This is a genomic window from Novosphingobium sp., assembly GCF_037133355.1.
Classification (GTDB): Bacteria; Pseudomonadota; Alphaproteobacteria; order Sphingomonadales; family Sphingomonadaceae; genus Novosphingobium.
Map to the genome: position 1 here is coordinate 1 of NZ_JBAXOI010000019.1, position 23,525 is coordinate 23,525.

The following is a 23,525-nucleotide window of genomic DNA, read 5'->3' on the forward strand; positions in this document are numbered from 1 at the left end:
ATGATCTTGAAAACCAGGTCGAACGCGCACAGTGCGCCGAGCAGGCCATGCTGGCTTTCGAAGGTATGCGCGAGATCGCCGCGGCACTCTATCTCAATGAGTTTGGCTCGTCCTGGAAACCTGTCTCCAGCTCGCGCTTCAATCACGGTGCGAGCTTTACCTCTGCGCTAGTTCAGGGCCGCGATTTCCTGCGCGCCCGGGCCGAGGCCAAGCGCCGCGCGGCGATGCCCGAGGGCACGCCTGTCGTGTTCGCTGGCGGGCGCATGAAGCCCGGCACTGAAGCCGAAGGGCTTACGTTTGCGAACAACATCTGGGCCACGCTCGACAAGGTTCGGGACCGGGTTCCCGACATGGTCCTCGTCCACGGCGGCGACACCAAAGGCGTCGACCGCCTCGCATCGTCATGGGCCGAACGGCACAAGATCCCGCAAGTGGTCTTCGCGCTCGATCTGCGGCTCGGCAGCCGCGCCGGGTTCCATCGCAACGAGCGCATGCTCAGCCTCGATCCGCGCTACGTTGTCGCGTTCCCCGGTAATGGCGTGCTCGAACGCCTCGTGATCGACGCCAAGGGCCGCCGGGTTACCGTGGTCGACCGGCGAGGGCCGCTGGGTACGTGCCCCAAAGCGCCAGCCAATGGAGCGCCGGGCTGAAAGACCCTCGATCTTGCCAGCGTCCTATCGGGCGCTGGCAATCTGCGCTTGCCGACGGGCGTCCAAAGGCCGATCGTCGGCCACAGTTCCAGTCGGAGTTCGCGCTGTAGGCGATCCCATCAAATCGACCGCCATCGTATCGAAGGAAGGGCATATCATACTGCCCAATGCGATCTGCGACACGTTGGGGTGGGTACCTGGAACGCGCCTCGCGATCGGATATGCGCGCGGGGGCCTTCTCCTCAAAGAAGCGCCAGCATTTGCCCCTTCCGCTGTCGATACCCTGTTCGGCTCATTGCGCCATGCTGGGCACGCGTTGTCGGTCGAGGATATGCATGCGGCGATAGTTCACGAAGCAGCTGATCGCTCGGATGATTGATGCCCAGGCCGCCCAACCTCCTCTCAGGTTTGCTGTTCAGTCCGACCACTTTGCGCTGCCCTGAAATTCCCGAAGGTTAGGGCCGCCCGGCCGATAGTTGGTTGTCCGAATGCTGAAATCGCAACTACCGGAACGGCCATTGAGATGACCGGCGGCCCCTCGAGGCAGTGAACACGTTCTGTCTTCGGTCCGATGACCGGAGCGGGCGCCGGGTGCATCGCCGAGGCAGGACGCTAAGTCCGACGGGGGCAGGTTCAGCGCAAACCACAGCCGCGAGTTGCCACGAGTTGGCGGGACACCCGTTCGGCTTAGGTCCGGAGCCATCCGGCTCTTCGCGAACCCCTCCCTGAAGGTGCCGTCAGCCCCTCGCAACCCCAATCTGGCCGGCCGTGTTGCCCGGCTACGCCGGGCTGCCCGCACCACCCGTCCTGATCGAGGTTCCCCTTCGGTGCGAGCGTCTGCCGCCACCTTCTGACGGTCAGTTCGCAGCCGGGATGGCCCCGGACCTGCGCGTTCAGGAGAAAACCCATGACCAATCTCGTTATCCTCGTCGGCCGCATCGCCCGCGATCCCGAAACCCGCACCACCACCGGTGGAACCAGCATCACCAGCCTCTCGGTCGTGACCGACCGCCCCGCCCGCAAGGACGGCAAGACCTACAAAGACGAGAACGGCTACACCGCCAAGGACAGCGAGTTCCACCGGATCACCTGCTTCAATGGTCTGGGCCAGAACGTCGCCAAGTTCTGCAGCAAGGGCCAGCTGGTCACCGTCGAGGGCCGCATCCACTACACGCAGTGGGAAGACCAGGACGGCACCAAGCGCTACGGCTGCGAGATCATCGCTGACAAGGTCGATTTTCTCACCAAGGGCCGTGGCACCTCCGGCGAAAGCGCGCCCGATATCGACGAGGATTGAAGAGCTCATCTCGGTCGAAAAAGGCCCCGGCAGAGCGATCTGCCGGGGCCTTCTTTGTGCTTGGGCCGCAATCGGCGGCGCGGGGGCATCGAGCCCCGCGCCGCCGCAGGAACGATCTTTATGCGCGCGAAATCCGCTTCAGGGTCTCGTCGAGCCCAAGCTTCTGGACAGACAGCATGAGGCGTCGGAGCTGTGCCGGTTCGATGGTTTCAGCGCCGCAGTCGAGCATGACCTTGCCAAGCTCGGCTGCTGCGCTTTCACGCAATCTGGCTTCTTCGGCAGCGAGTTCCTCGCGCTGACGTTGCACTTTCATGAGCGCATCGCGTGCGCTCGCTTTGGACCTGGCCATCATGGTTCCTTTCGTTGGCCGTTGGTCCCCTCCGCAGGAGATTCTGCCATCGGGACGGCGTGTAGGAAAACGGTTTGTGGGGCAGACGGTCGCTCGCGTTCGCAGACGTTGGAGAGGTCTCTCTCGCAGAGATTTCAAGTCTGATGCGGGCTTTGGGGCCGCGTCAAGGACGACGGGGCCCCACCATTTTTTGCCGGGCAAGCCCGGAAAAAATCGTTGCCCCCATCGCCGCTTCGCGGCCGCGCAGAGCGCGGTCCCTGACCCCGCCCGTCGCCCACATCCTTCGATCTCCTGATGCGAAGCATCGAAACTCAGGAGGTTAGATATGTACGCTTCATTGAACATCGCGCAGGGCGGTTTCCAGGCCGATCAGGCAGCCTTTGTCGCCGCACTGGATCAAGCTCATGCCCGGTCCTTTCACAGCTACTTCACCCAGTACGTTCTGATCGATGACAAGGCCGGTTACATAACGGTCGACGAGGGGGATTATGGCGCGCTGCCGGCGGGGCTGCTTGACCGGGTCATCGAAACGGCGCCCGGCAAGCTGAACGACGAATTCTGATCATGTGAAAGAGGAGGAAGTCCGCACCGGGCTTCCTCCTTTCTTTTTGCTCGGCTCCCTTAGCAGCGGTCGCTGAATTGCTCGGCAGTCATGGACGGCCAGGCGGTCATTCGGTCTCGTCCGGAGCGTCCATACCCTCAAGGCGTTCTGGCATGCCGAGCAACTTCAACGCCGCTGCGGAAATGGCCTCGGACTTCGTTGGAAACGCCTCGGCAGAACTGATCGAGACACCGTTTGCGAAGGTCACGGTCGCCTGAAACCCGTTCCCTTTTGGCGTTGCGCTCAATGTGACGCTGGACATAGTCTGGTCCTCTCGCGGTCCCGCAGGTGCTGCGCGAATATAAATGCTGGCACAGTTTCTGCCATCCAAATATCTCCCGGTTCCGGGCGCCGGATCGCCGTCCGTTTATCAAGCCGGTGGTGGGTTCAATTCCTTCTATCCGATGCAGGTTCAAGGCCTGGACTCATTCTTCAAAGTTAGGAACAAAGGGGCACACCCTACGCGAGAACTCGCACGAGAAATCAGGACATATTGTTTCAATATCAATTGGATATGGCAAAATTGCGCAAATGGCAGCTTTCCATTTGAAAATGAATAGGCGCTAAACAGCCAATCGGATTTGCATGCGCACCTCCTGGAACCTCACAGTTCTGCGGCTTTATGATGTTCTTGACATGTTCTCAAATCTGGGTTAGCCCATACACGCCTTTCGCAGTGTGAATCCAGGCTCCGCAATCAAGGAGTCCGTGGAAATGACACGGCCAAAATCCCTACAGGTTCACGTTTCTGATGACCTTGCTGCGCGCGTGCGTGCAGCTGCCATGCGCCGCGACCTCAGCCTTAGCGAATGGATCAGATCGCTGCTGATGCGCGCCTGCGACGACGATGATCTCGTCTCGCGGGTCGATACCAAAGTCGAACGCATGGCTCGCCAATCGGTCTTTATCATGGTCGGCGTCGATGCCCTCCTGGCAGGACATCCCGACAACCGTCTGCGCGAACGCGCCCATCAGGCCTACGCCCGCAAGTGCAAGGAACTAGGTCTGGTTGCCGCCACCGACGAGGGAGGCTCCAATGAAGCGTAACCTCGTCAATTTCACCCGCGGCAGCCAGCTGCTTGGCCATTTTAGCTTCATGTTTGCCGCCGGTCTCAAGGGACCGCTCATTGTCGCACTGCTGGTGATTTCGTGGACGACCTGGTGGACGCTGTCGGCCGGGCTCAGCGACCATGAAGTCTATCTGGTCTGGATGCGGATCTATGGGCAAATGTATTCCTTCATGGAGTTCGATCCTGCGACAGACGTCGAGCTCAAAACGGCGTTCGGCGGTACGGTTCAGTTCCCCATCCGGTTGCTCGAAACCTTTCCGCCCGTGGTCCGGGCGTGGGACCATATGCTTGGCCTGCTGGGCAATGCTCTCCTGCGCTCGGCTCTGTTGCTCGTACCTGCCTTCGTGGTCTTCTACTGGTTTGCGGCGCGCTTCGGTCGCCGCTCCAAGGAGCGCAAGCATGAGCGCGGCGCGATGCTCGTCACGCTTCCCGAACTGGTCGATGAACTCCATGCCCACAACCGGGTGGAACGGTCCCGCGAACTGTCGGCTGTCCTGGGTTGGAAATGGCGGCTTTGCACCCCCGGCGAGCTGGCCAGCGCGTTTCCGTACAAACCCTCGCATCTGGCCACGGTCTCCTACCCTTGGCGGCTCGAGCAAAGCCACGCGATGCTGATCGGTACGACCGGTATGGGCAAGACAGTCGCCATGTCGGACATGATTGCCGAGGCGCGTGCGCGGCGGCAGCGCATCGTTATCTTCGATCTTACCGGCGCCTTCATCGAGCATTTCTACGACAGCAGCCGCGACGTCATCCTCAACCCGCTCGATGCGCGCTGTCCAAGGTGGAGCCTGTTCGACGAATGCCGGAGCGAAGGCGAATTCTGGGCAGCCGCTGAAGCACTCGTCCCCCACGACGGCGGCGGCGAGGCGCAGTTCTGGGTAATCGCAGCGCGCGCGCTGTTCGTGGAATTCTGCCTCAAGCTGATCGCCGATGGCAACGGCACCAACGAAGCGCTGGCCAAGAAGCTGATGACCGCCGACCTGTCGGAGGTCCATGCCATGATGCGCGGCACGATCGCCGATCCGCTGACCGCGCCGGAAGCCGCACGCATGGCGGAATCGATCCGCGCCGTGTTCAACGTCAACGCCAAGGCGCTCAAGCTGTTGCCAGCGTCGGGCAAGCCGTTCTCGGTCCGCCACTGGATCGAAGACGACGACGATGGGAGCCAAGGCAAAGGCTCTGCCGTGTTCATATCGGCGCGCTATGTGGACATGAGCGTTTGCGCGCAGCTGCTCACGCTGTGGCTCGATACGGCAATGAACACGCTCATGACGAGGCCCCGAACTCGTGACCTGCGGTTCTGGTTCTTCATCGACGAACTCGGCGCGCTGCACCGGCTGCCAGCCCTTGAAAAGGGGCTCCAGACCGCCCGCAATTTTGGCGGTGCGATCGTCACCGGGATCCACGCCTATGCCAAGCTCAAGGAGGTCTACGGCGATAACATGGCGATGACCCTGTCATCGCTCGCCCGGACCAAGCTGATCCTCGGCACGGCAGATCGCGAGACCGCGACATGGTGCTCGGACTTTATCGGCCATCGGCAGGTCCGCGACATGGATGAGGGCTACACTTACGGGTATAACAATGCCCGCGACGCGGTCAGCCTGACGCCGCGCAAGCACATCGAACCACTGCTCTTGCCAGACCAGTTGATGAACCTGTCGCGCCTGTCAGGTTACCTCAAATTCCCGGATGGTTTCCCGGCGGCCCCGATCAAGTTGAAGCCGGTCACCCGGCCAAAAATCGCAGAAACTTTCATCGGCCGCGCCAAGGATCCGCCATTGCGTCGGCTGCCGGTCAAAGCAGATGCCGAACGCGCAGCACCAGCCTCGACGGCCAATGAACCCTCCGCTCATCCCGCGTCCAATGATGACGGAGCGGGCAAACCGGTCGTGCCCAAGCAAGGAGAGCTATCGCTCACGCAGCGCGGGCCTGATGACAAATCCGGCTTGCCCGAACGGCAGGAGCCGGTTGCCGGAAAGAGCTTCCCCGAGGAAGCGGCCAAGCCCTCCGCAACGGAAGCAGCGGGCAAACAGGCCAAAGGCGCAAAGGCATCGCCGGGCCGGGGACGGGCAACCGTCTCACTCCCCAAAGACGCTGTCCTGCGCGGCGGCGATAAGCCTTCTGAGGATGATCCCGCAAAGGGCAAACACGAAGCGCGCCGGGCCGATGTACCTGCCGCCAAGGATCAGATGAACCAGGTGCAGAAGCCCGGCAAAGCTGCCGTCCCGCAAAGCGCCCCGGAGGCTCGCAAGCTCATGATCGAGGATGGCGTGCCCGAGCAGGACACGCCTTCTCACGGTGGGCCGGGCTACGGCGATCTGGAGATGTGACGATGGTTGGCGGCGCCTATGCCTTGCGAGGTGGACCATGCTTTCGGTAGCCAATGTCCGCACCGCAGGCGGCGCCGCCAACTACTTTGCTGCGGACAATTACTACACCCGCGCCGATGCCGAACGATCGGGCGAATGGCTGGGCAAGGGGGCCGAAAAGCTGGGGCTCGTCGGCAGGGTCGATGCCAAGCAGTTCGAAGCGGTGCTCAAGGGTTTGCTCCCCGATGGCAGCAGGGTCGGCAGCGACAACCGTGCTCACCGTGCCGGCACCGATCTTACTTTCTCGATGCCCAAGAGCTGGTCGATCCTCGCGCTCGTGGGCGGCGACAAGCGTATCCTCGATGCCTATGCCGCTGCGGTCAAGGAGACCCTGGTCTGGGCCGAGAAGAACCTCGCCGAAACCCGCATGGAGGTGAAAGGCAAGGAGCGCATCCTGGCCACAGGGAACCTCGTCATCGGGCTTTTTCAGCACGATACGAACCGCAACCAGGAACCCAATGCCCACTTCCACGCTGTCGTCGCCAATGTCACCCAGGGGCCCGATGGCAAATGGCGCGCGCTGCGCAATGACAAGCTCTGGGAGCACAACACGCTTCTCAATGCGATCACGATGGCGCAGTTTCGTCTGTCCGTCGAGAAGCTCGGCTACGAGGTCGGCGAAGTCGGCAAGCACGGCAATTTCGAGGTGGTTGGTGTCCCGAAATTCATACGCGAGGCCTTCAGCACCCGGCGCGCCGAGATCCTCGAGGCGGTCGCACAGATGGATCATCGCGGGCCGCGCGTCACCGACATGGCAACGCTCATGACGCGGGCCGATAAAGCCAAAATCGAAGATCGCAGCGCTCTGACCCAGCAATGGCAAGAAACTGCCTCACGGCTTGGGTTCGACCCAAAGGCCGTCATCGCCAGAGCCAACGGGCGCGCGGCAAACGACCTTGGCAATGTGCCGGGATTTGTCGGCACGGTGCGCGGTCTGGTCGATCAGGGACGCGCGCTTGCCTCTGCCTTCGCCGAACGTCTTGGCCTCCGCCAGGGTGATCCGCTTGTCCCGCGCACGATGGGCAATCGCAGCGCCGAGCAAGTGGCCGCAATTCATGCCGCGGCTTCGGCTATCCGGCATTTGGGTGAGCGCGAAGCCGCCTTTTCGCGCCCCGAGATTTATCGCACGGCACTCGGGTTTGGCTTGCCGACCGCGATGGCCGCGATCGAACAGCGGGTCGATCAATTGCTGCGACAGGGACACCTGGTGAAGGGCAAGGGCGCTGATCGCGACCTGGTGACCACCCGCGATGCCATCAGTCTCGAACAGCGCATCATTGCAGCGGTGGAAAACGGGCGCGGGGCCGCACCAGCGATCTTGCCTGCGGATGTTGCCGGAGACCGGCTCCAGGCGCTCTCGCAGCTCAAATACGGCATGACCCTGAACCCTGGGCAGGAAGCTGCGGGCCGCCTGCTGCTCGCCACTAACAACCGGATCGTCGCCATCCAGGGCGTTGCCGGCGCAGGCAAGAGCACCGTTCTGAAGCCGGTCGCCGACATCCTCGCGGAGCAGGGCAGGGCCGTGCTTGGTCTCGCGGTCCAGAACACGCTCGTCCAGATGCTGGAGCGCGATACCGGCATTCCCTCGATGACCGTGTCGCGCTTCCTGCGCCAGCACAGCGAGCTGCTGGAAGGCGCAAACAAGGCCAAACTTGCCGAGGCACGGATGGCGTTGCGCGGCACGGTCGTGCTGCTCGACGAGGCCTCGATGGTCGGCAATGCCGACAAGGAAAAGCTGGTCCGGCTTGCCAATGTCCTTGAACTGGGACGTTTTGCCAGCATCGGTGACAAGAAGCAGCTCGGGGCCGTGGACGCGGGCAAACCCTTCGATGTCATGCAGCAGGCCGGCGCCGAAACCGCGATCATGAGCGAGAATATACGGGCGCGGGACAAGGCCCTGCGCGATGCACAATTTGCGGCCCAAGGCGGCCATATCGAGGCAGCCTTGCGGCATCTTGGTCCGCAAGTGATCGAAGTTGCCAACGGCGCTGCGATCGCGGCGGCTGCCGATTGGCTTGCTCGTTCGCCTGCCGAGCGCGAGAACACTTCGATCTATGCGTCGGGTCGGGCGCTGCGCAGCCAGGTCAACGAGGCGGTGCAAACGGGTCTCAAGGCCAACGGCGAACTCGGCCCTGCGTCGCTACGCGTGAACCCGCTGTCCCGCGTGAACGTCACACGCGAGGAACTGCGCTACGCGCGCACCTACAAGCCTGGCATGATTGTCAGCGTTGAGCGACGCCAGCGCGGACAGGGGCTGCTTGCAGGGCAATATCGCGTCGCGGAAACCGACCTGGCGCGGGGGCGCGTGACCCTTGAAAACGAGCGGGGCCGCCGCTTCGAATTCCGGCCAGGGCAATTGCGTCCGCAAGGAGAGATGGATCCTCTGCGCTTGTTCGATGTGAAGCCGCTCGAACTCTATGCGGGCGACCGCATTCGCTGGACCGAGACCGATCACAAGCGCGGACTGCTCAATGCCGACCAGGCCAGGATCGTGGCGATCGATGCAAAGCAGGTGACCGTGAAGACGTCGCTCGGAGCCGAGCATCAATTGCAGCCTGGTGACCCGATGCTTCAGCGCCTCGATCTGGCCTATGCACTCAACGCCCATATGGCGCAGGGGCTAACTTCCGACCGCGGCATCGCGGTCATGGACAGCCGTGAGCGCAACCTTTCGAACCAGCAGACCTTCCTCGTCACGATCACGCGGCTGCGCGATGGGCTGACCCTCTATGTCGACAATGCCGCCAAGCTGGAGGCTGCGGTCGAACGCAATCCTGGCATGAAACGCTCGGCACTCGAAGCCGTCGGTCTGCTAAGGGAAGCGGCCGCCACGGGGCAGGAGAAAGGGCGGAGCGCGAGCAAGGAAGCCATGCCTGTGCGAGAACCGCCCGAGCTCGATCGCTCGCTTATCAAGCCGTTCGAGATCGGGCTCTGACGCCGATGCCGACGCTGATGCCCACCGCAGGTCCGGGCAGACTGGCAGCTCCTCAATTGACAATATGTTCTATATTTGTTCTCAAGTTGCCATGAGCCGAATCGCTGATGATATTCTGCTGACCCATCTGGAAGTGGCGCTGGCTATGGCGCCGGAGGTGACTCTGGCCGGCCTGAATGCAGCTGATCCACGCGCACAGCGCACCGCACGCGTGGATCTCGCGCAGCATCTGGTCGAGCGGATGCGTGGTTTGGAGATTTCAGGAGAGGTCTACCGGTCAGGTGGCCATCAGTCTTGCCTGTTCCCCGGCGACCATTCGCCCATCGGTTGAAGGGCCGATATTTGGCTGTGTTGCCTCAGACTTCGAGTAGCCGCGAGAGCCGTCATTGCCGCGTCGTTGGCCCAACTTGGTCCGAGAGTTCAGTGATCCGGTGTGCAATGGCCTGCCAGATTTTGATGCCTTCCGCGTCTCCGGCCAGCGCGAGCGCGCCGATCTGTTCGGCGACATAGTGCGCAGCCTTGTCGCCTTGCGCCTTCATGACCTGGTTGGCGCAGGCCCAAAGTTCCCAGTCGCTCAGCATTAGCGCAGTGTGCTGATTGCGGCGCCTATGGTCGCATAGAGGCCGTAGGCGACCAGGGCTGCGGTGAGCAGGAATTCGAGGCGCAGTTTGACGGCTTGCGGGCGAGGCTGCCCGGCAGGCCAGATCTGATCGCACACCAGCCCGTTGAACCCCGAGCGTTGCCCGATGATCTCTACGCGGGAGCCGATGAGTTCGCGCGCTGCGCGGGTGCTTTCGAGCTCCCACGTTCCGCCGCCATCGGTTCGCAGGACCAATCCGTTGCGGTTCTGCTCGAGCGTGCCTGTAAGGTGTTCATCGCTGCTCACCGGCAGGCAGGACCTTTCCAATAGCGGTCCCAGCGCAGAGCCGTGCCAGTCTTGATCATGGCACAGGACAGATCTGCGCCTGAGGGGAAACGGCACCATGCCGCCGTCCTGCTGCCCCCAGCTGATCCTTCCGACTGACAGGTGAGCCGGGGGCCCGCGACAATGACGTGACCGGTGGAGATAGTTCCGCGAGGTCCGCCGAACAGGCGAACAAGGGCATCACGCGCTTCAATCGCCGATGCACGGGGGCAAGGCTGGTTGGAGCGGCAAGTGCCGTCCATCTCGCGGGCCGCAATGCCGCCAATGCGCAGGTGCGGCCCTTCGGCGCACCAGACCGGCCCATCGCCATCATAGACATGGGTGGGGGTGCAGGTGAAAGTCTGACCCGCCGAGACGACCGCAGCTGCGAGAACTAAGAACATGTGGGTGCCAATCCTACTGAAGCTTGCGGCCGAACCAAAGGACTCGGCCGACGATATTGATCGCTCGTCTCTCAAGGCCGCGCCAGCTGGGATAGGCCGGGTTGTCGCTCAGTACCGAAATCTTCCGTCCCTGAGGCTCGATGGCAACGCGTTTAACATTGAGTGCATCGTCCATCCGCAGCACATAGATGCCATCGCGAAGCCGCGACTGGCCATCGCCAAGGTCGACCATGACTTCGTCACCGTCGTTGAGCGTGGGTTCCATCGAATCGCCATTAACATGGATGATCGACAGGCTTGAAGCCTTGCTCGGGGTCAGCTTGCGAAGCCAGGTTTCGTTGAAGCCGAATTGACCGCTCTTGCGTTCCATTTCTGCGAACGCGCCGTGCCCGGCGGAGGCTTCGACATCGAGAACGGGGATCTGCACCAGTTCGACGACCGGCGCGCTGCGGTGAGGGGGGCCGCCTAGTACGCGCTCTTCCACGCCAAAGAACCGCGCGAGAATGTTGCGATCGCCCTCGTCCAGATAGCGCGGGCTGCCTTTGCGGATGTACTGTTGAATATAGGAAACGTTGCGGCCGAGCAGCCGCGATATCCCCGAGTAGGTGCAGCCCTTTCGGGATGAGATGAGCTCGTCGAGAGCCTGTCGTGCTTCGTCCATCACGCTGTCCTGTCACGAATCCTAGGAAAAGTCATCCTAGACTCTAGGTTGAGATCCTAGTAAGAACATAATAAGAACGCAAGCGCAAAGCGAGTCGAACGCGATGGACCTACTGGAGCAGATCGAGGCCTATCTGGTGCAAAGCCACGTGCCGCCGAGCAGGTTCGGCAGACTGGCCGCAGGCGATCCACGGCTCGTTGCCGATCTCAAGTCCGGACGGCGATTGCGACAGCAGACAGAAGCCCGATTACGTAGCTATTTGAACCAAGTCGCTGCCGAGATCCCATCTGCTGGCCTAGGACAATTTCCGCGCAATTGAAAAAAGTGATCGCGCACGAGCAGGGTGAGCAGGTGATCGACGACGCAATTGCCACGCATGATTCGCAGGCTCCTTAAAGCAACGTTTTGTAATACATTGATCCTATGAACACTTGACCCGCATCCGCTGACGGGGGATATTACGACGCTATCTGCATTTAGGGGCCCTTATGTCGAGCAAGAATTTCCTCAAGCCATTTGCGCTTACCGTTAGTACCCTGCTCGCATCCACGCAGGTCCAAGCAGCGTCTGATCCGCAGTTTGCGAGTGCTGTTGAGCAGGTCGCGCGTGCTACTGCGGCAACCGACATGGCAGAATTGACACTTGCTGCTTCGACCGACGTGATGACAGCTGATGCCCAGCATGCCAGCCACTCCAGTCATGCAAGCCATTCAAGCCATTCAAGCCATAGCTCACACTCCTCTAGCTCCTACTGAGTTGTGCAATCGGACAAGGTCGCAACGCCTGTTGAACAGGCCACGCAACACGTGTCGCTTTGCGCTTCAGCATATTCGATCGAAGCAGTTCATCGAGCTGCGTACGCCCTGATGGCCACTGTCGATGTGCGTATTCTGGCCACTGAGCCGGAGATTTTGTGCGAGTTGCGCGCACTGGATAAGGGTACGAAGGCGGCTGACGCCGACCTAAAGTTCCGCCGAGAAGTCACCGATCACCAGTTACGCATGGCGATCGAGGAGCGCACGAGCGGGTACCGTGATCTTATCCTTGGCCTCGCCTTTTCAAAGACCGGTCTGCAGGGTGGCTAAGTTTCGTGAGGCTGAAGCGTTTGATAGTTCAGCCAACGCCGCTTACACGATGCTGCCTTGGCGATTCACAGCGTTGGATGGGAACGATCGCTATGTTGCGACCAACCTCGTCGGCGAACATCTGGTCCTTGACCGCGAGACTATCGGAAAGTTTGCGCGACAGGAGTTGGCTCCGGCAGACCCCGCCTACGACGAGTTGAAGGCTCGCCATTTTCTCATCGACGACGACACAAATGTGGCGGTTGATCTGCTTGCACTCAAGGTCAGGACCAAGCTGGCACCACTCGCAAACTTTACCGCGCTTCACATCTTCGTCGTTACCCTGCGCTGCGAGCACAGCTGCCCGTATTGTCAGGTCTCCCGCGCAAACAATGATCGCGGCGAGTTCGACATGTCGCGCGAGACCGCACTTAAATCCCTAGACCTCGTTTTCCGTTCACCGTCACCGGCGCTCAAGATCGAATTCCAGGGCGGGGAGTCCTTGCTCAATCTTCCCCTGATCAAGCTGATCGTTGAAGAAGCCAAACGCCGCAACGAGACAGCCCGGCGCGAGCTCGCTTTCGTCGTGGCAACCAATCTTGCTGTCCTGGACGATGAAGCGCTCACCTTCTGTAAAGCTGAAAACATCCTGGTTTCCACATCGCTTGATGGGCCAGCAGGACTTCACAATGCGAACCGGCCGCGGCCTGGCCGAGATTCTCATGAGCGCGCCGTCGATGGTATCCATCGGGCCCGAGGCGTCCTTGGGCATTACAATGTCGGTGCACTAATGACGACGACCTCAGCCAGCCTGAACCAGGTCAAGGCTATCATCGACGAGTACCTTCGGTTGGACTTTGGCGGCATCTTTCTTCGCCCGTTGTCCCCCTACGGGTTCGCCATCAAGACCAAGTCCTATGCCGCTTACAGCCGCGAGCGCTGGTTGGAATTCTACTTTGAGGGTCTCGACTATATTATTTCGCTGAATCGGCAGGGCTTCGATTTCATTGAGCACTATGCTGCCATGGTCCTCAAGAAGATGCTGACCCCGCTGCAGACAAGCTATGTCGACCTAATGAGCCCTGCGGGCATTGGCATCGCCGCCATCGTCTACAATTACGATGGTACAGTCTACGCCTCGGATGAAAGTCGCATGCTCGCTGAGATGGGCGATCAGACATTTGCGCTTGGAAACGTCCATCGTGATTCCTTCGAGGACATCATGCTCGGTGATGCGCTGCTTGAGCCGCTGACGCAGTCATTCGCGGGCTCCGTACCTGGATGCTCTTCTTGTGCTTTCGAGCCATGGTGCGGAGCGGATCCCGTGTTTCACCACGCCACCCAGGGTGACCCTGTGGGCAAGAAGCCGCTCTCGGCGTTCTGTACCCGCAGTATGGCCCTTTTTCGCGGACTGATCACCCGAATGGAGGCCGATGACGATGTCCGGGCCTTGTTCGAAAAATGGGCTAATCGAGCATGATCCCGCTTCGTGCCCGAGCGCTTGAATTTCGAGGTGCATCACCCGCTTCTGCGGAGGTCATCCGGGTTTCGCTGTCGGCGGACCGACCTGCCATCATCAAGGCCCAGGAAGGGTTTGTCGTTGGAACGGGTCCGGTCCCTGAAGGCTTCGCTTGGTATCTTCTTGGATCGGTTGACGACTTTCGACGTCTCCCCATCGACGCGCGCGCGGTGATTGCACCGGCTCAGACCATGTTTTTGGGCCAAGGGGACGTCATTGCCGTCGATCCGCTGCGCAAGGCGATCCGGGTGCTCTATCGGGGCAATTCGCCTTACAATCATTTTCTGCTCACTGAGCGATGCAACAATTATTGCCTGATGTGCTCGCAGCCGCCGCGGGATGTCGACGACAGTTGGATCGTCGACGAGGTGCTGCGCGCAATCCAGCTAGTTAGGCGCGATGCCGTGGAAATTGGTTTCACAGGTGGTGAGCCGACGCTGCTTGGCGAGCGCTTCTTTGAACTAGTGAAGGCAGCAGCATCCCACCTTCCTGGAACGGCGCTCCACATCCTATCGAATGGACGACGATTTTCTGACGGCGAATTTGCGGCCAAACTTGGCGCGATCGGCCATCACGATCTGATGATGGGCATTCCGGTATACTCCGATCTTGCGCATCTTCACGACCATGTCGTCCAGGCAGATGGTGCTTATGACGAGACAATCCGCGGCATTCTTGCGCTAAAGGCCAGCGGTGTCCGGGTGGAGATCCGAGTTGTGCTGCAAGCCCAAACGGTTGGTCGTTTGCCTCACCTTGCACAGTTCATTGCGCGGAACCTCCTTTTTGTCGATCATGTCGCTTTGATGGGCCTCGAGCCGACAGGGTTCGCTCGCGCAAACATGGAAAGCATTTGGTGCGATCCAGTTGATTATGCTCACCAGCTGAGTGCTGCCGTTAAAACACTGTCCGGTGCCGGGATAAGGACCTCGATCTACAACAGCCAGCTCTGCGTCGTTCCGGCCGACATCCGGCCGCACGCGCGTAGATCGATTAGCGACTGGAAGCAGACTTACTTGCCTGAATGTGATGGCTGCGAGGCGAAGCGGGAATGCGCAGGTTTCTTTGCTAGCGTTACCCACGGACGGAGCCGGGCAATTCGTCCGATTGTAGGTGCTTCCTAACGGTGGAACTCGCTGTCGAAGGGCGTATTGTCCGACGAGTTGTAATTCGGAGCCATGCGCAAAGACAGGTGCAAAAACGGACAACACTTAGCACCGAGTGGCAGGAGGTGTTTCACGTATGAAAGGTTCACGAGATGAACCAACTACTGACTTGTGAGGCGTCTTGCTGCATTGGTTGATGCAGCGCAACATAGGTTGCTGATTGGCCGCATCTAAAGCCCACATCTGTATTCTCGAGTTCGCCAACCAGCGTCTGCGGTTCGGATACCGCCTGTCCAATCCACAAATGCACCAAGAAGAATGGACAAAATAGGAGACAAAGTTTCGGTGCTTCTGTTGCGTGACTTGATGTTTCTGAGCCTCGCTCACCCAGTAAAGCCAGACAGTTTTCCAGGCGAAATCAAGCTCCAAAACCCGCTCCCGCCGGAAACCCTTGCCGGCTCAAGAAGGCGCAGCAAGCCGCTTCCGTCTCCGCTTAGTTCATAACAATCTCGCGTCACGCTGCGCATCGACATCATGTTTGCGAAGCTAGTGGCAAATTCGACCACCATCCGCCCGCCAGGCAGCAACAGTAACGCCCCGTCGGCGTCACTCACAATCACCAGTACACCGCCGGCTTCGCGCGGCAAAGCCGAAATGGAGCCGTCCTCGTTGACGGCGCAACTGATGCCGCCACAATCATCTGCCCAGCGGTTGATTTCAGCCTTGCGCGGCTCAGCAATAAGTTTGCGATAGTTATCAAGCACGGAAACGCCAACTGCCGCTCGCGGTTCGGGATTAACCTGAGGCTCGAGCTCTGGCAAAGTCGCTGCCCAGTTTGGCTGTTCCTGCGCCGAAGGTGCAACAGGTACTGCCGGCAAAGGTCCTTCAGAGGTCCCGGTACGGACCTCGCGCAGGTCTTGCAAACCGTTCTTGATGGTCTCGAGTTGGTTCAATATCCCCGAAAGGACAATTTCAAACCTCGCAATATCGGAATTGGTCTTTAGCAGGGACTTGCCGATTTCCGGTAGAAGGGCCTTATCGTTGCCCATGCTTACGTCGGCAGGCTTGCGACGCGAAAGCTTCTCGATACTTTCGACAATGCCTTTCATCGCGCTCCGCTGGAGCACAACGATCCCAATCAGCACCAACTGCAAAAGCACTGTCGCAATCGCAAGGATTTCAGTGACAGAGCCTGACATTGCAGTTTCGCCTTTCGCTATCGTTTTTAAGATCGTTTTTAAGTTAACTCATCTTTGGCCGTTGTGCCCGAAGTGGTCATGGGAATCCAACTAGCCATTCCAGACCGTCTTTGGGCGCAGCGGGTCGCCAGGCCGCAGCCGCATGAAGCCGACCAGCACCTTAAGCATCGCTGAAAATTCTGATTGCTGGACCCGTCCATCGCGGATGTCTGCTCGATCTATGTCGGCAATACCGTTCAGCAACTTTGCCCTCTGAGCCTCGTCAAGTGCGACGGAGAAGCCAGCGACCTTGGCGAAGGCAGACAGAAAATTGTCGAGATCCTCGATCCCGACATCGAGCTTAGCCGAGGTGAATTCGGCATGTGCCGGTCGATCGGGACCAAGATCCGTCGACCCGCCTACACCGAGATCGCCGAAGTCTATCCCACTTTCGTTTGCCATGGGGCTAGTGGGTTCAGCGCTCGAGCGGCGGCCATTGGCAATAATCATGCCGGCCGCCACTTCAATCTTTGGTACGGGAGACACTTGGACCTGAGGGAACTTAGGACGGGTATCGCCAGCAGCAACCGCGATCAGCAACATGATTTTGCTGATCGCCGTCTGTGCGCGTGGATCCTTGCCATGGAGACGAGCGAACAGGCCCGAACCACGACCGCAGAACGCTGCGGCAATATCGCCGAGCGTATCCTGCTTGATCTTGCCATCGTTGATGAGGTTGCGCAAATGGCGGCCGACAAACCAGGCAAGACCGCCCAAGAACACGAAGGCGGTTTCCTTCAGCACGCGGACATTGTCAGTTCCGGAAACCCGGCTCCATTCGCGTTCAATGGCATTGTCCAGAGTCTTCCCGCTGAACAAAAGCTCGCCGATGTAACGCAAGTTATCGCGCAGATCGCCATTCGGCTGCTGGTTGAGTTGCGAAATTACCCCCGCCCAGGCACGCAATCCGAAATCGTCGAGGATCTCGGGATTTGCCATGATGTGGCTGGTGAAAAAATCACCACCTGCGAGGCGCATCGACGTGGAGAGCAGCTGCTTCGGTTCGCTGCTGTTGTCCCAAACCGCGATGTCGGTTGTGCCGCCACCGATATCTAGGATGATGTTTATTGCACCACGAGTACCAGCGCCCTTGATCTTCTCGTCGAGGATGTATGCCGCCGCAGCATCTCCTTCGAAGACAATCGGCTGGATCCACTTCGGATCTGCATTGGACACGGTGCCGCGCAGTGCACCTTCCAGTTCCGCCATAAAATCACTGTTGTCGCCCATGTCCTTTGGACGCGAGAAGTTCCAGCGCAAGTTTGATGGGTGTCCATTCTGGTCCACCCATTCGCAAGCGATCATCAGCATGAGTTGTCTCAGATACCGCCGGCTGATGTCGCGCATTTCGGGAGAACGCGACCACTTCAGATTGTACTTGATGCTGTTGAGCAGCGAAGACCATTCTTGGATCGGCACGGCCGAGATCGTGCCGTCTTCAGCGAAATCAGGCTGGAAATAAACGAGGTGCCGCATCATCAGCACGTCATTCAAGTCACGATCTGATTCCAGCAGTTCCCGGCCAAGCGTATCCAGCTGGCGGCTGATCACTACGCTGGGGCTAGGCAATTCCCGCTGATCGCACGGCATGAAATCACGGAATTTCTGGGTCAGTTCGAATGCCCGCGCTCCAGCCAGTTCCTGCGCACCATTTATCGGGTGTACCAAACGCGACTTAAACCGGATCGGATTGGTATCGTTGAGGCAGGCGACCGTATTGGTCGTGCCGAAATCGATCGCAACCTGGCCGATCTGGTCGTTGGGATTGTTGCGTTCAGGTAGGATCAGGAGGCTGAGTCCGGCCGGCACGGGGTGTTGGTCGCCCCCCAGGGCAATCGTGAAAAAGGCAGCCTCAAAGGCATGCGATGAGGTCTGCACTTCCGACACACGCCCACCGGAATTACTCCCACGCAGGCGGGCAAGGCCCTGTTTGTTGCAGGAGCGGCCGGAGTATTCCGGGATGCGGTCAAGAACAGAGTTGGTACCCTGGTTATCGATTGGCGACGAATCCGACCATATCTGAGACAGCCGAGCACGATCCTCGTTCGACTGGACCTCGCGCAGCAGGTCTGCCAACAAACGCCCTGACATTGCAAAACGGCCACGCAGGCGATTGGTGGTGGCGCTCGCATAATCGATCCGGGCAAGATAGTGCTTCCAGACATCGCTGCGGAAATCCGGCCAAATGGCGAAATCGCCAAGGCCCCAGTCCGCTTCGCGCACGAGCTTACCTTCGCCTGCCTTCGGCGCATCGCTATACCGGCGGGCCAACTGGTAGGGCTGGCCATCGAGCATGACCTTAAGGGTTACCCGGCCTTCATTGCTGATGGCGACGGCATCGTTCAGCTCGTCTGGCTTACGGATAAGCAGAGCGAGCGGAGACAATGGTATCAAGAATTCCGCTAAGCCGTTCTTGTGCGCTGCGATCCTTCCCCTGTGTTCTGACTCGTCGAGCTGGACCAGTACATCAGTGAATATGTCTTCTGGCCTGACCAACAAAAACCCGGCTTCTGCAATCTCGCTTCGCAGAGCTGCGAGCTCGGCGGGAGTAGAATCGAGCGCCTCTTGCAACATGCGCAGACCCCAGAAGCGGATCGAATTTGCAGGCCGCTTGTGTGAAGCAAGGGCCGCGTCGAGGAGGACGAACCCCTTGAATGGCGGCCGTTCGCCAGTGTCGTCGCGTAGGCGGATGATACATTGTGAGGAACCAGGGGCTGGCGGCTTTGCCTTGATCGGTGTCGCAAGCAGCTTGTAAAGTTCAGGCAGACCCTCCGCCGATAGGTCGCCGCTTTCGAGTTCGGGCAGATTGACATCCGCTCCGAGCGTTGAAAGCGCAGCGCGGCAATCAGCGGAGTATAGCTGGCATTGCTTACGCAAGTTGCCAAGCAATGCCTGGTCATCCTTAGTCCCGCGTCCGCCGCCGCAAAGAAGGTCAAGCTTCTGTTCAAGCGCATCCAGATAGGTCGCCAGTATGTGAAGCGGCGCTGCTGGGAGTGCCTCGAGACCTGTCAACGACAGTGGGTCGGTAATCCCACGCTTCATCCAAGGAACGGCGGGAAGCGCCAAGCGGTCAGCATCACGACCAAGGGCAACAAGGGACGCTGGATTAAGCAGGCCGAGGTCATGGCCTTTGCCGACCTTGCGTCGTTGTGAATCGATTTCAAAAAGTCGGATGATGACAGGTCTGTCCCACCCATGGCTGACACTATCGGCAGGAGCCGGCACCGAGGACTGTGGCAATAGGTGCTTCATCACTTCGGCAAAGCGCGAAGAACGCTGGCCGAGCGGGACCGGGATCAGTTCGAGGCGATAAGCGTTTTCGTAGTTGGCGCTAAGCGCGAAAAGCGCGATCAGGCCACGCCACTGCTCAAGCTTTTGATGAAGGAGCGTTGACGGACTCAGAACCGCATCGGCAAAGCTGCGCGCTTGCGACCAAGGGTCGGGCGTCGAGCGGACGACATCGACTTTGGCTTTTTCGTCGACCTCAAGAGCCCTGCCCAGTTCGCCAAGCGTCCCCCCGATTGGTACCCAGCGCCCAAATTCAGCAGCTTCTTTGAAATTGTGCCCGCCCTGTTTGAGCGGCGTGAGGAGCCAAGTTGCTTCAGACATGCCCTATGCTCCCGTCCTGAACGGCCGCGTGGCCCGGTGAACTCCGGCGACCAGCTTGCCCAGGCCACGGCTCTTGCCGACGGCGAGGGGCGTGGAAAGATCGCTGTAGACGACACGGGCATCGACTGGCGGGGCATTAGGATCGCTGGGTTGGAGAACGGCTTGGAGGTCGTCGAGCGTCTCGCTTTCCTCGCGGCTAAGATGAAGATCCAGCGGGTCTGTCGGCTTTGTGATGTCGGAACGGCTGCGGATCCTAGCAGTGTCCCAAAGCGAAAGGCTTCGGATCCGGGGTTCGGAGAAAAGCTGCATCGACGATGCCCAGTCGAGCAGGACTTGGGAATAATCCTTCATGTCCTGACGCATTTCGGGCGTGCTGTTCTGCCAGTCGACCCCGTCACTGAGCTTTGCAAGCCACTTTGGCCAGCCGCGGCTGCCGAAAAGGCCTCGCTTGTCAATCGTTGGCTCCACGCGATAGAGCCACCACACAGCGAAGCGCAGCGCACCGCCGAGGCGCGTATAAAGCCGCTCCTTGGTCTCGTTCGTTCCAGGCAGATCAGCCCAACCGAACCCTTCGCCATTGCGCCGCGCGGCGACCAGCGGCACGCTCGCAGCCTTGATCGTCTGGGCGGGGTCGAGAAAGTCGATAGCCGCCAGAGCCGCGACAAGCTCCGGAAGCAGCGGAGGATTCTTCTGCTCTGCGCGGCCGGGTTCGTGATAGCCTAGCTCGAACATCTCATCCCAGCCCGAAACGTAAAGCCGGTCGAACACGCCTTCTTGTTGAAGCAAGCTCTGGTAGAATTCGAGCGCGACACGGGCCTGGGGAAGGAGCTGGGCGGCGGTTATGACGTTGGCTGTCGCATCATTGGGATCGGAGAACCGGAAATAGGGTAGCATGAGAGCACCGCCCAACTTCACTTTGTCTGCCTGAATCTGCTCCTGCTGATTGTCAGGGTCACGAAGCTTGTGGAGCATACGAGCGATGGTTGGGAAGCCTGCCGCGCCTGTACCGCCAAACAGCGAGCCGGCCATGAAGATGCGCACTTCATCGCCGCCGTTGCTCGTTTTCATTAGCTCGACTAGACGCCTGCGGAATTCGGGCTGATCGTGATTGACGGCAGAGACAAGCGCCGCCGCGCCGACATGGGCGCGCCCGCGATAGCCTTCGGCGAGGTCCATCGTCTGCTCTTCATCCTGAGGGTTGGCCGCATCACCTCGGAACAGCAGATCGAAAAGAGCCTGCTCATCAGCCAGCATGTCTTGGTGGCGCATGATGTCGCGCAGCGTGGGCGTATTATCTGGAGCAGGACGCCAGTGGGCCTTTCCGCCATCGCCGAAAAGTGGTTCGAGTGGGACGGACAGAAGCGGAGTCCCGCCATTGGCATCGGCGCTGGTCCAGTCGATCGCATTGGTGCTGGTTCCGAACCCGCGCCGAAGCTTGCAAAGCAAGTTCAGCAGACGATCAGCACGAACAACGTTGCCGTTGCTGTTGTCCTGATCGATTAGCCCAATGTAGACCTTGTCCTGCGGACCTAGGCCAGTCGACATAAGTACCAGAGTCGATTCAATGATTTTAGCGCCGGTGCCGCCTACGCCCAGCAAGACATTAACGATGGCCATGCCTGCTCCTCAGCCGCCCAGCAAGCCAGCGCCAGGAACGGCGATCTTGGTGCTAGAAGGAACGAAAATTGCCGTACTGAGCCAAAAACCGAGGACCATGAGAATTTCCCCGAGACCAGTCACAGTAACCGGAATGGACGGGGCGGCCAACTCTGCCAGTGGAGCAGCGATCACTCGCCACCAGAAAAGGCCAAATGTGACTGCGGCGCCGAACAGAAGCAAGCCCGCCCACGAGCCGCGCTTGGCCTTCGCCGACTGGTCACCATAGGGTGGATTGCGATCAACGAGAATGAGCCAGATCACCGCAAGCGCGGCGCCAAGCACGATACCTATCACGCCCGGCACTAACAGGCCGCCCGTCATCTCTTCAAGATAAGACTGGATGCGCACCGGATCGCCTTCAGTCAGCCCGAGCACCTGTTGCGAAAGCCCGCTTTCCTTGGCGAGGCCGAACTTGACAATCGCCCAGAAAATCCCGGCAATGATCCCATTGACAGCTAGCACTCCAGCCAGTCGCGGCACCAATTTGCTGTTCATTTTTTTGGCCCCTCAATTGATTTCAACTGCGACGGCGAAGCCGCCTATGTTCATTGGTTTCTGCTGCGCCGACCGCAGCAGCGCAACCTCGAAAAGGCGCGCCATTTCGGACAGGTTCAGGGTCGGCATCACTGGGCGCCTGAGCGCTTCGGCTTCAGTCGCGGCATTGAAGCTCCAGTCCCGCATCCATTGCGTCGCTGGATTGGGCGACAGCAGAGAAACCCGGCGTAAGCCGCCGATCAGAAGGTATTTGCCCGATGGCAGTGCGGCCAAGCCGGCTGGATCGAGCGTGTAATCGCCCGTCTCACCTTGCCAGCCGCCTCGCAGCTCACCTTCTTTACGCCAGCCGCCGCCCTTGGGACGACATTCCTCGTCGACCAGCTTGTACAACTGAGTCTCGCCCCTGCTTGCACCTTCCCATACAGCGCCCGGGATCACGCTCACGGCCCGACTGCCCGCCCAGCTGGCTCCGCTACCGACCGGACTGCGAAGCGCCGCGCTCTTGTCGAGCTTGAACTGCTGTACCTTCACTCCGCTGCGAACTGGAAGGAAATTGGCCTTCAAGAGTGCAGACTTTGTCGGGACGAAAAAGGCCGATTTCGCTGCATCGGCAGCCACGGCTGGCTCAAGTGTGAATAGCGAATAATGCGCTTTGCCCGACTTCAGATCGCTCGAAATTGAGCTCGACGGCGCCATTTGTATAGCCGCATTGAACGCCTGCAGTCGTTTGAGCGGTCCGACTGCGACGACGAACAGATAGCGGCGGGAGGCCACGACCCCTGCCTTGCCGCTTGGCAGGTCACTCACCTTGCCAGCATAAGCGCTCTCGAACCCATAGACGGCAATGCTGCGCCCGCTGTTGAAGATCAAGTCCAGCGGCCCCGAAAGCGCGACACTATCGGTTGTTAGGACGGCGCTATTTGCCAGCCAAAGATCGCTGACCACGACTGAGAGTCCCGAGGCATCGGCATGGGCGATCTTGTCCAGAGCCTGGTCGATGTGACTCTCTTGCGCATCGCAGTTCGAATTTGAAGGCGGGCACAGATAGCCAGCCTCGGACTGCATCGCTTTGATATCCTTCGATTCGATCGGGGTAATCTTGCGATCGAACCGGATAACTTCGGCCTTGCTGTGATCTATCCCGCCCAATGAAGGCAACATGCCCACAAGGTCGGCTAGTGGGCGCGCTTCGGCGGACCCACCACGAATGTAGCCTGACATGCTAGCCGAACCATCAAGGTAAATCGCCAATGGGCCGCCCGGATCGGGTACGACAGCGCTATCAGCGGAAAGGGATTCTGAAACCCATTGCCCGGCATCGGGAGGGTAACACGATGCGCCGTCAAGGGTTGCCACTGTCGCGGTGCCGCCACCGCATCCCCCAAGCAGAAGCAGACCCGAAAGGACCGCCACCAATCTACTTCCTGCCATCATTGCCCCCACATTCCTAAAAAGGTTTCGACTAACAGTAGGCTGATGTCCATCCGTTTTTCCCGCCGGACGCAACGCGCGGACAATTTTTGTTTTATAACAATGCTAAAGGCTGAAAAACCAGCTCAACCGGCGTCCTGGCAACGCGCGAATTGCTGGAT

20 protein-coding genes are annotated in these 23,525 nt (G+C 59.8%); 10 read left to right on the top strand and 10 right to left on the bottom strand.

Annotated elements, in window-relative coordinates; translation table 11 throughout:
• Positions 1–650: DUF2493 domain-containing protein (locus WCL10_RS16715; protein ID WP_336896794.1), on the top strand; the 650-nt coding region annotated here is incomplete at its 5' end.
• 907 nt (positions 651–1,557) lie between these two features.
• The gene (locus WCL10_RS16720) at positions 1,558–1,947 is read left to right on the top strand and encodes a single-stranded DNA-binding protein (protein WP_067914395.1); all 390 of its coding nucleotides are present in this window, start codon (positions 1,558–1,560) and stop codon (positions 1,945–1,947) included.
• A 118-nt stretch (positions 1,948–2,065) separates the two neighbouring features.
• On the opposite strand, the gene WCL10_RS16725 is transcribed toward WCL10_RS16720, so the two are convergent.
• On the bottom strand, positions 2,066–2,296 hold the full coding sequence (locus WCL10_RS16725) for a DUF6437 family protein (protein WP_292629107.1): 231 nt from the start codon (positions 2,294–2,296) through the stop codon (positions 2,066–2,068).
• 325 nt (positions 2,297–2,621) lie between these two features.
• Here WCL10_RS16725 and WCL10_RS16730 point away from each other — a divergent pair, with 325 nt between their 5' ends.
• The 5 genes from WCL10_RS16730 to WCL10_RS16750 all read left to right on the top strand — a co-directional run bounded on the left by WCL10_RS16730 (position 2,622) and on the right by WCL10_RS16750 (position 9,608).
• The gene (locus tag WCL10_RS16730) at positions 2,622–2,858 is read left to right on the top strand and encodes a hypothetical protein (protein ID WP_336896795.1); all 237 of its coding nucleotides are present in this window, start codon (positions 2,622–2,624) and stop codon (positions 2,856–2,858) included.
• Between the two features lie 753 nt (positions 2,859–3,611).
• Complete coding sequence (locus tag WCL10_RS16735; RefSeq protein WP_336895236.1) at positions 3,612–3,944, top strand: hypothetical protein; 333 nt, start codon at positions 3,612–3,614, stop codon at positions 3,942–3,944.
• Positions 3,934–6,303 (top strand): type IV secretion system DNA-binding domain-containing protein, encoded by a 2,370-nt coding sequence (locus WCL10_RS16740; RefSeq protein WP_336896796.1) that lies wholly within the window; start codon positions 3,934–3,936, stop codon positions 6,301–6,303. Before WCL10_RS16735 ends, WCL10_RS16740 begins: the two co-directional genes overlap by 11 nt.
• A gap of 37 nt (positions 6,304–6,340) precedes the next feature.
• Positions 6,341–9,277, top strand: a complete 2,937-nt coding sequence (mobF, locus tag WCL10_RS16745) for a MobF family relaxase (protein ID WP_336896797.1) — start codon at positions 6,341–6,343, stop codon at positions 9,275–9,277.
• Positions 9,278–9,368: 91 nt separating this feature from the next.
• Positions 9,369–9,608: a hypothetical protein gene (locus WCL10_RS16750; protein ID WP_292629097.1), complete on the top strand. Its 240-nt coding sequence runs from the start codon at positions 9,369–9,371 to the stop codon at positions 9,606–9,608.
• Between the two features lie 52 nt (positions 9,609–9,660).
• Here the strand turns inward: WCL10_RS16750 and WCL10_RS16755 are convergent, their stop codons facing one another.
• From WCL10_RS16755 to WCL10_RS16770, 4 genes are read right to left on the bottom strand one after another with little or no spacing between them, the layout of a single operon-like run.
• Complete coding sequence (locus WCL10_RS16755) at positions 9,661–9,858, bottom strand: hypothetical protein (protein ID WP_336896798.1); 198 nt, start codon at positions 9,856–9,858, stop codon at positions 9,661–9,663.
• On the bottom strand, positions 9,858–10,163 hold the full coding sequence (locus WCL10_RS16760) for a DUF5818 domain-containing protein (RefSeq protein ID WP_292629093.1): 306 nt from the start codon (positions 10,161–10,163) through the stop codon (positions 9,858–9,860). The genes WCL10_RS16755 and WCL10_RS16760 overlap by 1 nt, the downstream gene beginning before the upstream one ends.
• Positions 10,160–10,585 carry a hypothetical protein gene (locus tag WCL10_RS16765; protein WP_292629091.1) on the bottom strand — a complete coding sequence of 142 codons (426 nt, stop codon included), beginning with the start codon at positions 10,583–10,585 and terminating at the stop codon, positions 10,160–10,162. The genes WCL10_RS16760 and WCL10_RS16765 overlap by 4 nt, the downstream gene beginning before the upstream one ends.
• Positions 10,586–10,598: 13 nt before the next feature.
• On the bottom strand, positions 10,599–11,246 hold the full coding sequence (locus WCL10_RS16770) for a S24 family peptidase (RefSeq protein WP_067914368.1): 648 nt from the start codon (positions 11,244–11,246) through the stop codon (positions 10,599–10,601).
• Positions 11,247–12,112: 866 nt separating this feature from the next.
• Here WCL10_RS16770 and WCL10_RS16775 point away from each other — a divergent pair.
• Genes WCL10_RS16775 through hxsC form a run of 3 tightly spaced genes read left to right on the top strand, consistent with a single transcriptional unit; the run spans position 12,113 to position 14,950 of the window.
• The gene (locus tag WCL10_RS16775; protein ID WP_292629088.1) at positions 12,113–12,331 is read left to right on the top strand and encodes a hypothetical protein; all 219 of its coding nucleotides are present in this window, start codon (positions 12,113–12,115) and stop codon (positions 12,329–12,331) included.
• Positions 12,324–13,790, top strand: coding sequence for a His-Xaa-Ser system radical SAM maturase HxsB (hxsB, locus tag WCL10_RS16780; protein WP_336896799.1), 1,467 nt, complete (start codon positions 12,324–12,326; stop codon positions 13,788–13,790). Before WCL10_RS16775 ends, hxsB begins: the two co-directional genes overlap by 8 nt.
• Positions 13,787–14,950 carry a His-Xaa-Ser system radical SAM maturase HxsC gene (gene hxsC / locus WCL10_RS16785; RefSeq protein ID WP_336896800.1) on the top strand — a complete coding sequence of 388 codons (1,164 nt, stop codon included), beginning with the start codon at positions 13,787–13,789 and terminating at the stop codon, positions 14,948–14,950. The genes hxsB and hxsC overlap by 4 nt, the downstream gene beginning before the upstream one ends.
• Positions 14,951–15,315: 365 nt before the next feature.
• On the opposite strand, the gene WCL10_RS16790 is transcribed toward hxsC, so the two are convergent.
• The 5 genes from WCL10_RS16790 to WCL10_RS16810 form a co-directional block, all read right to left on the bottom strand.
• Positions 15,316–16,131, bottom strand: a complete 816-nt coding sequence (locus WCL10_RS16790; protein WP_336896801.1) for a hypothetical protein — start codon at positions 16,129–16,131, stop codon at positions 15,316–15,318.
• 90 nt (positions 16,132–16,221) lie between these two features.
• Positions 16,222–19,779, bottom strand: coding sequence for a hypothetical protein (locus tag WCL10_RS16795; protein ID WP_336896802.1), 3,558 nt, complete (start codon positions 19,777–19,779; stop codon positions 16,222–16,224).
• Between the two features lie 3 nt (positions 19,780–19,782).
• A complete protein-coding gene (locus tag WCL10_RS16800) occupies positions 19,783–21,396 on the bottom strand; it encodes a hypothetical protein (RefSeq protein ID WP_292629078.1) in 1,614 nt (537 codons plus the stop codon).
• 9 nt (positions 21,397–21,405) lie between these two features.
• Complete coding sequence (locus WCL10_RS16805; RefSeq protein WP_336896803.1) at positions 21,406–21,933, bottom strand: hypothetical protein; 528 nt, start codon at positions 21,931–21,933, stop codon at positions 21,406–21,408.
• A 12-nt stretch (positions 21,934–21,945) separates the two neighbouring features.
• Positions 21,946–23,154 carry a hypothetical protein gene (locus tag WCL10_RS16810; protein ID WP_336896804.1) on the bottom strand — a complete coding sequence of 403 codons (1,209 nt, stop codon included), beginning with the start codon at positions 23,152–23,154 and terminating at the stop codon, positions 21,946–21,948.
• Between the last annotated feature and the right edge of the window lie 371 nt (positions 23,155–23,525).

What these genes read in the sequence shown, in the direction of transcription:
- WCL10_RS16750 (WP_292629097.1), top strand. Translation starts at nt 9,369, where the DNA reads ATGAGCCGAATCGCTGATGATATTCTGCTGACCCATCTGGAAGTGGCG.
- WCL10_RS16810 (WP_336896804.1), bottom strand. Translation starts at nt 23,154, where the DNA reads ATGTCAGGCTACATTCGTGGTGGGTCCGCCGAAGCGCGCCCACTAGCC.
- WCL10_RS16805 (WP_336896803.1), bottom strand. Translation starts at nt 21,933, where the DNA reads ATGAACAGCAAATTGGTGCCGCGACTGGCTGGAGTGCTAGCTGTCAAT.
- WCL10_RS16755 (WP_336896798.1), bottom strand. Translation starts at nt 9,858, where the DNA reads ATGCTGAGCGACTGGGAACTTTGGGCCTGCGCCAACCAGGTCATGAAG.
- mobF (WP_336896797.1), top strand. Translation starts at nt 6,341, where the DNA reads ATGCTTTCGGTAGCCAATGTCCGCACCGCAGGCGGCGCCGCCAACTAC.
- WCL10_RS16735 (WP_336895236.1), top strand. Translation starts at nt 3,612, where the DNA reads ATGACACGGCCAAAATCCCTACAGGTTCACGTTTCTGATGACCTTGCT.
- hxsC (WP_336896800.1), top strand. Translation starts at nt 13,787, where the DNA reads ATGATCCCGCTTCGTGCCCGAGCGCTTGAATTTCGAGGTGCATCACCC.
- WCL10_RS16770 (WP_067914368.1), bottom strand. Translation starts at nt 11,246, where the DNA reads ATGGACGAAGCACGACAGGCTCTCGACGAGCTCATCTCATCCCGAAAG.
- WCL10_RS16740 (WP_336896796.1), top strand. Translation starts at nt 3,934, where the DNA reads ATGAAGCGTAACCTCGTCAATTTCACCCGCGGCAGCCAGCTGCTTGGC.
- WCL10_RS16725 (WP_292629107.1), bottom strand. Translation starts at nt 2,296, where the DNA reads ATGGCCAGGTCCAAAGCGAGCGCACGCGATGCGCTCATGAAAGTGCAA.
- WCL10_RS16730 (WP_336896795.1), top strand. Translation starts at nt 2,622, where the DNA reads ATGTACGCTTCATTGAACATCGCGCAGGGCGGTTTCCAGGCCGATCAG.
- WCL10_RS16720 (WP_067914395.1), top strand. Translation starts at nt 1,558, where the DNA reads ATGACCAATCTCGTTATCCTCGTCGGCCGCATCGCCCGCGATCCCGAA.
- WCL10_RS16775 (WP_292629088.1), top strand. Translation starts at nt 12,113, where the DNA reads ATGGCCACTGTCGATGTGCGTATTCTGGCCACTGAGCCGGAGATTTTG.
- WCL10_RS16790 (WP_336896801.1), bottom strand. Translation starts at nt 16,131, where the DNA reads ATGTCAGGCTCTGTCACTGAAATCCTTGCGATTGCGACAGTGCTTTTG.
- WCL10_RS16800 (WP_292629078.1), bottom strand. Translation starts at nt 21,396, where the DNA reads ATGGCCATCGTTAATGTCTTGCTGGGCGTAGGCGGCACCGGCGCTAAA.
- WCL10_RS16795 (WP_336896802.1), bottom strand. Translation starts at nt 19,779, where the DNA reads ATGTCTGAAGCAACTTGGCTCCTCACGCCGCTCAAACAGGGCGGGCAC.
- WCL10_RS16765 (WP_292629091.1), bottom strand. Translation starts at nt 10,585, where the DNA reads ATGTTCTTAGTTCTCGCAGCTGCGGTCGTCTCGGCGGGTCAGACTTTC.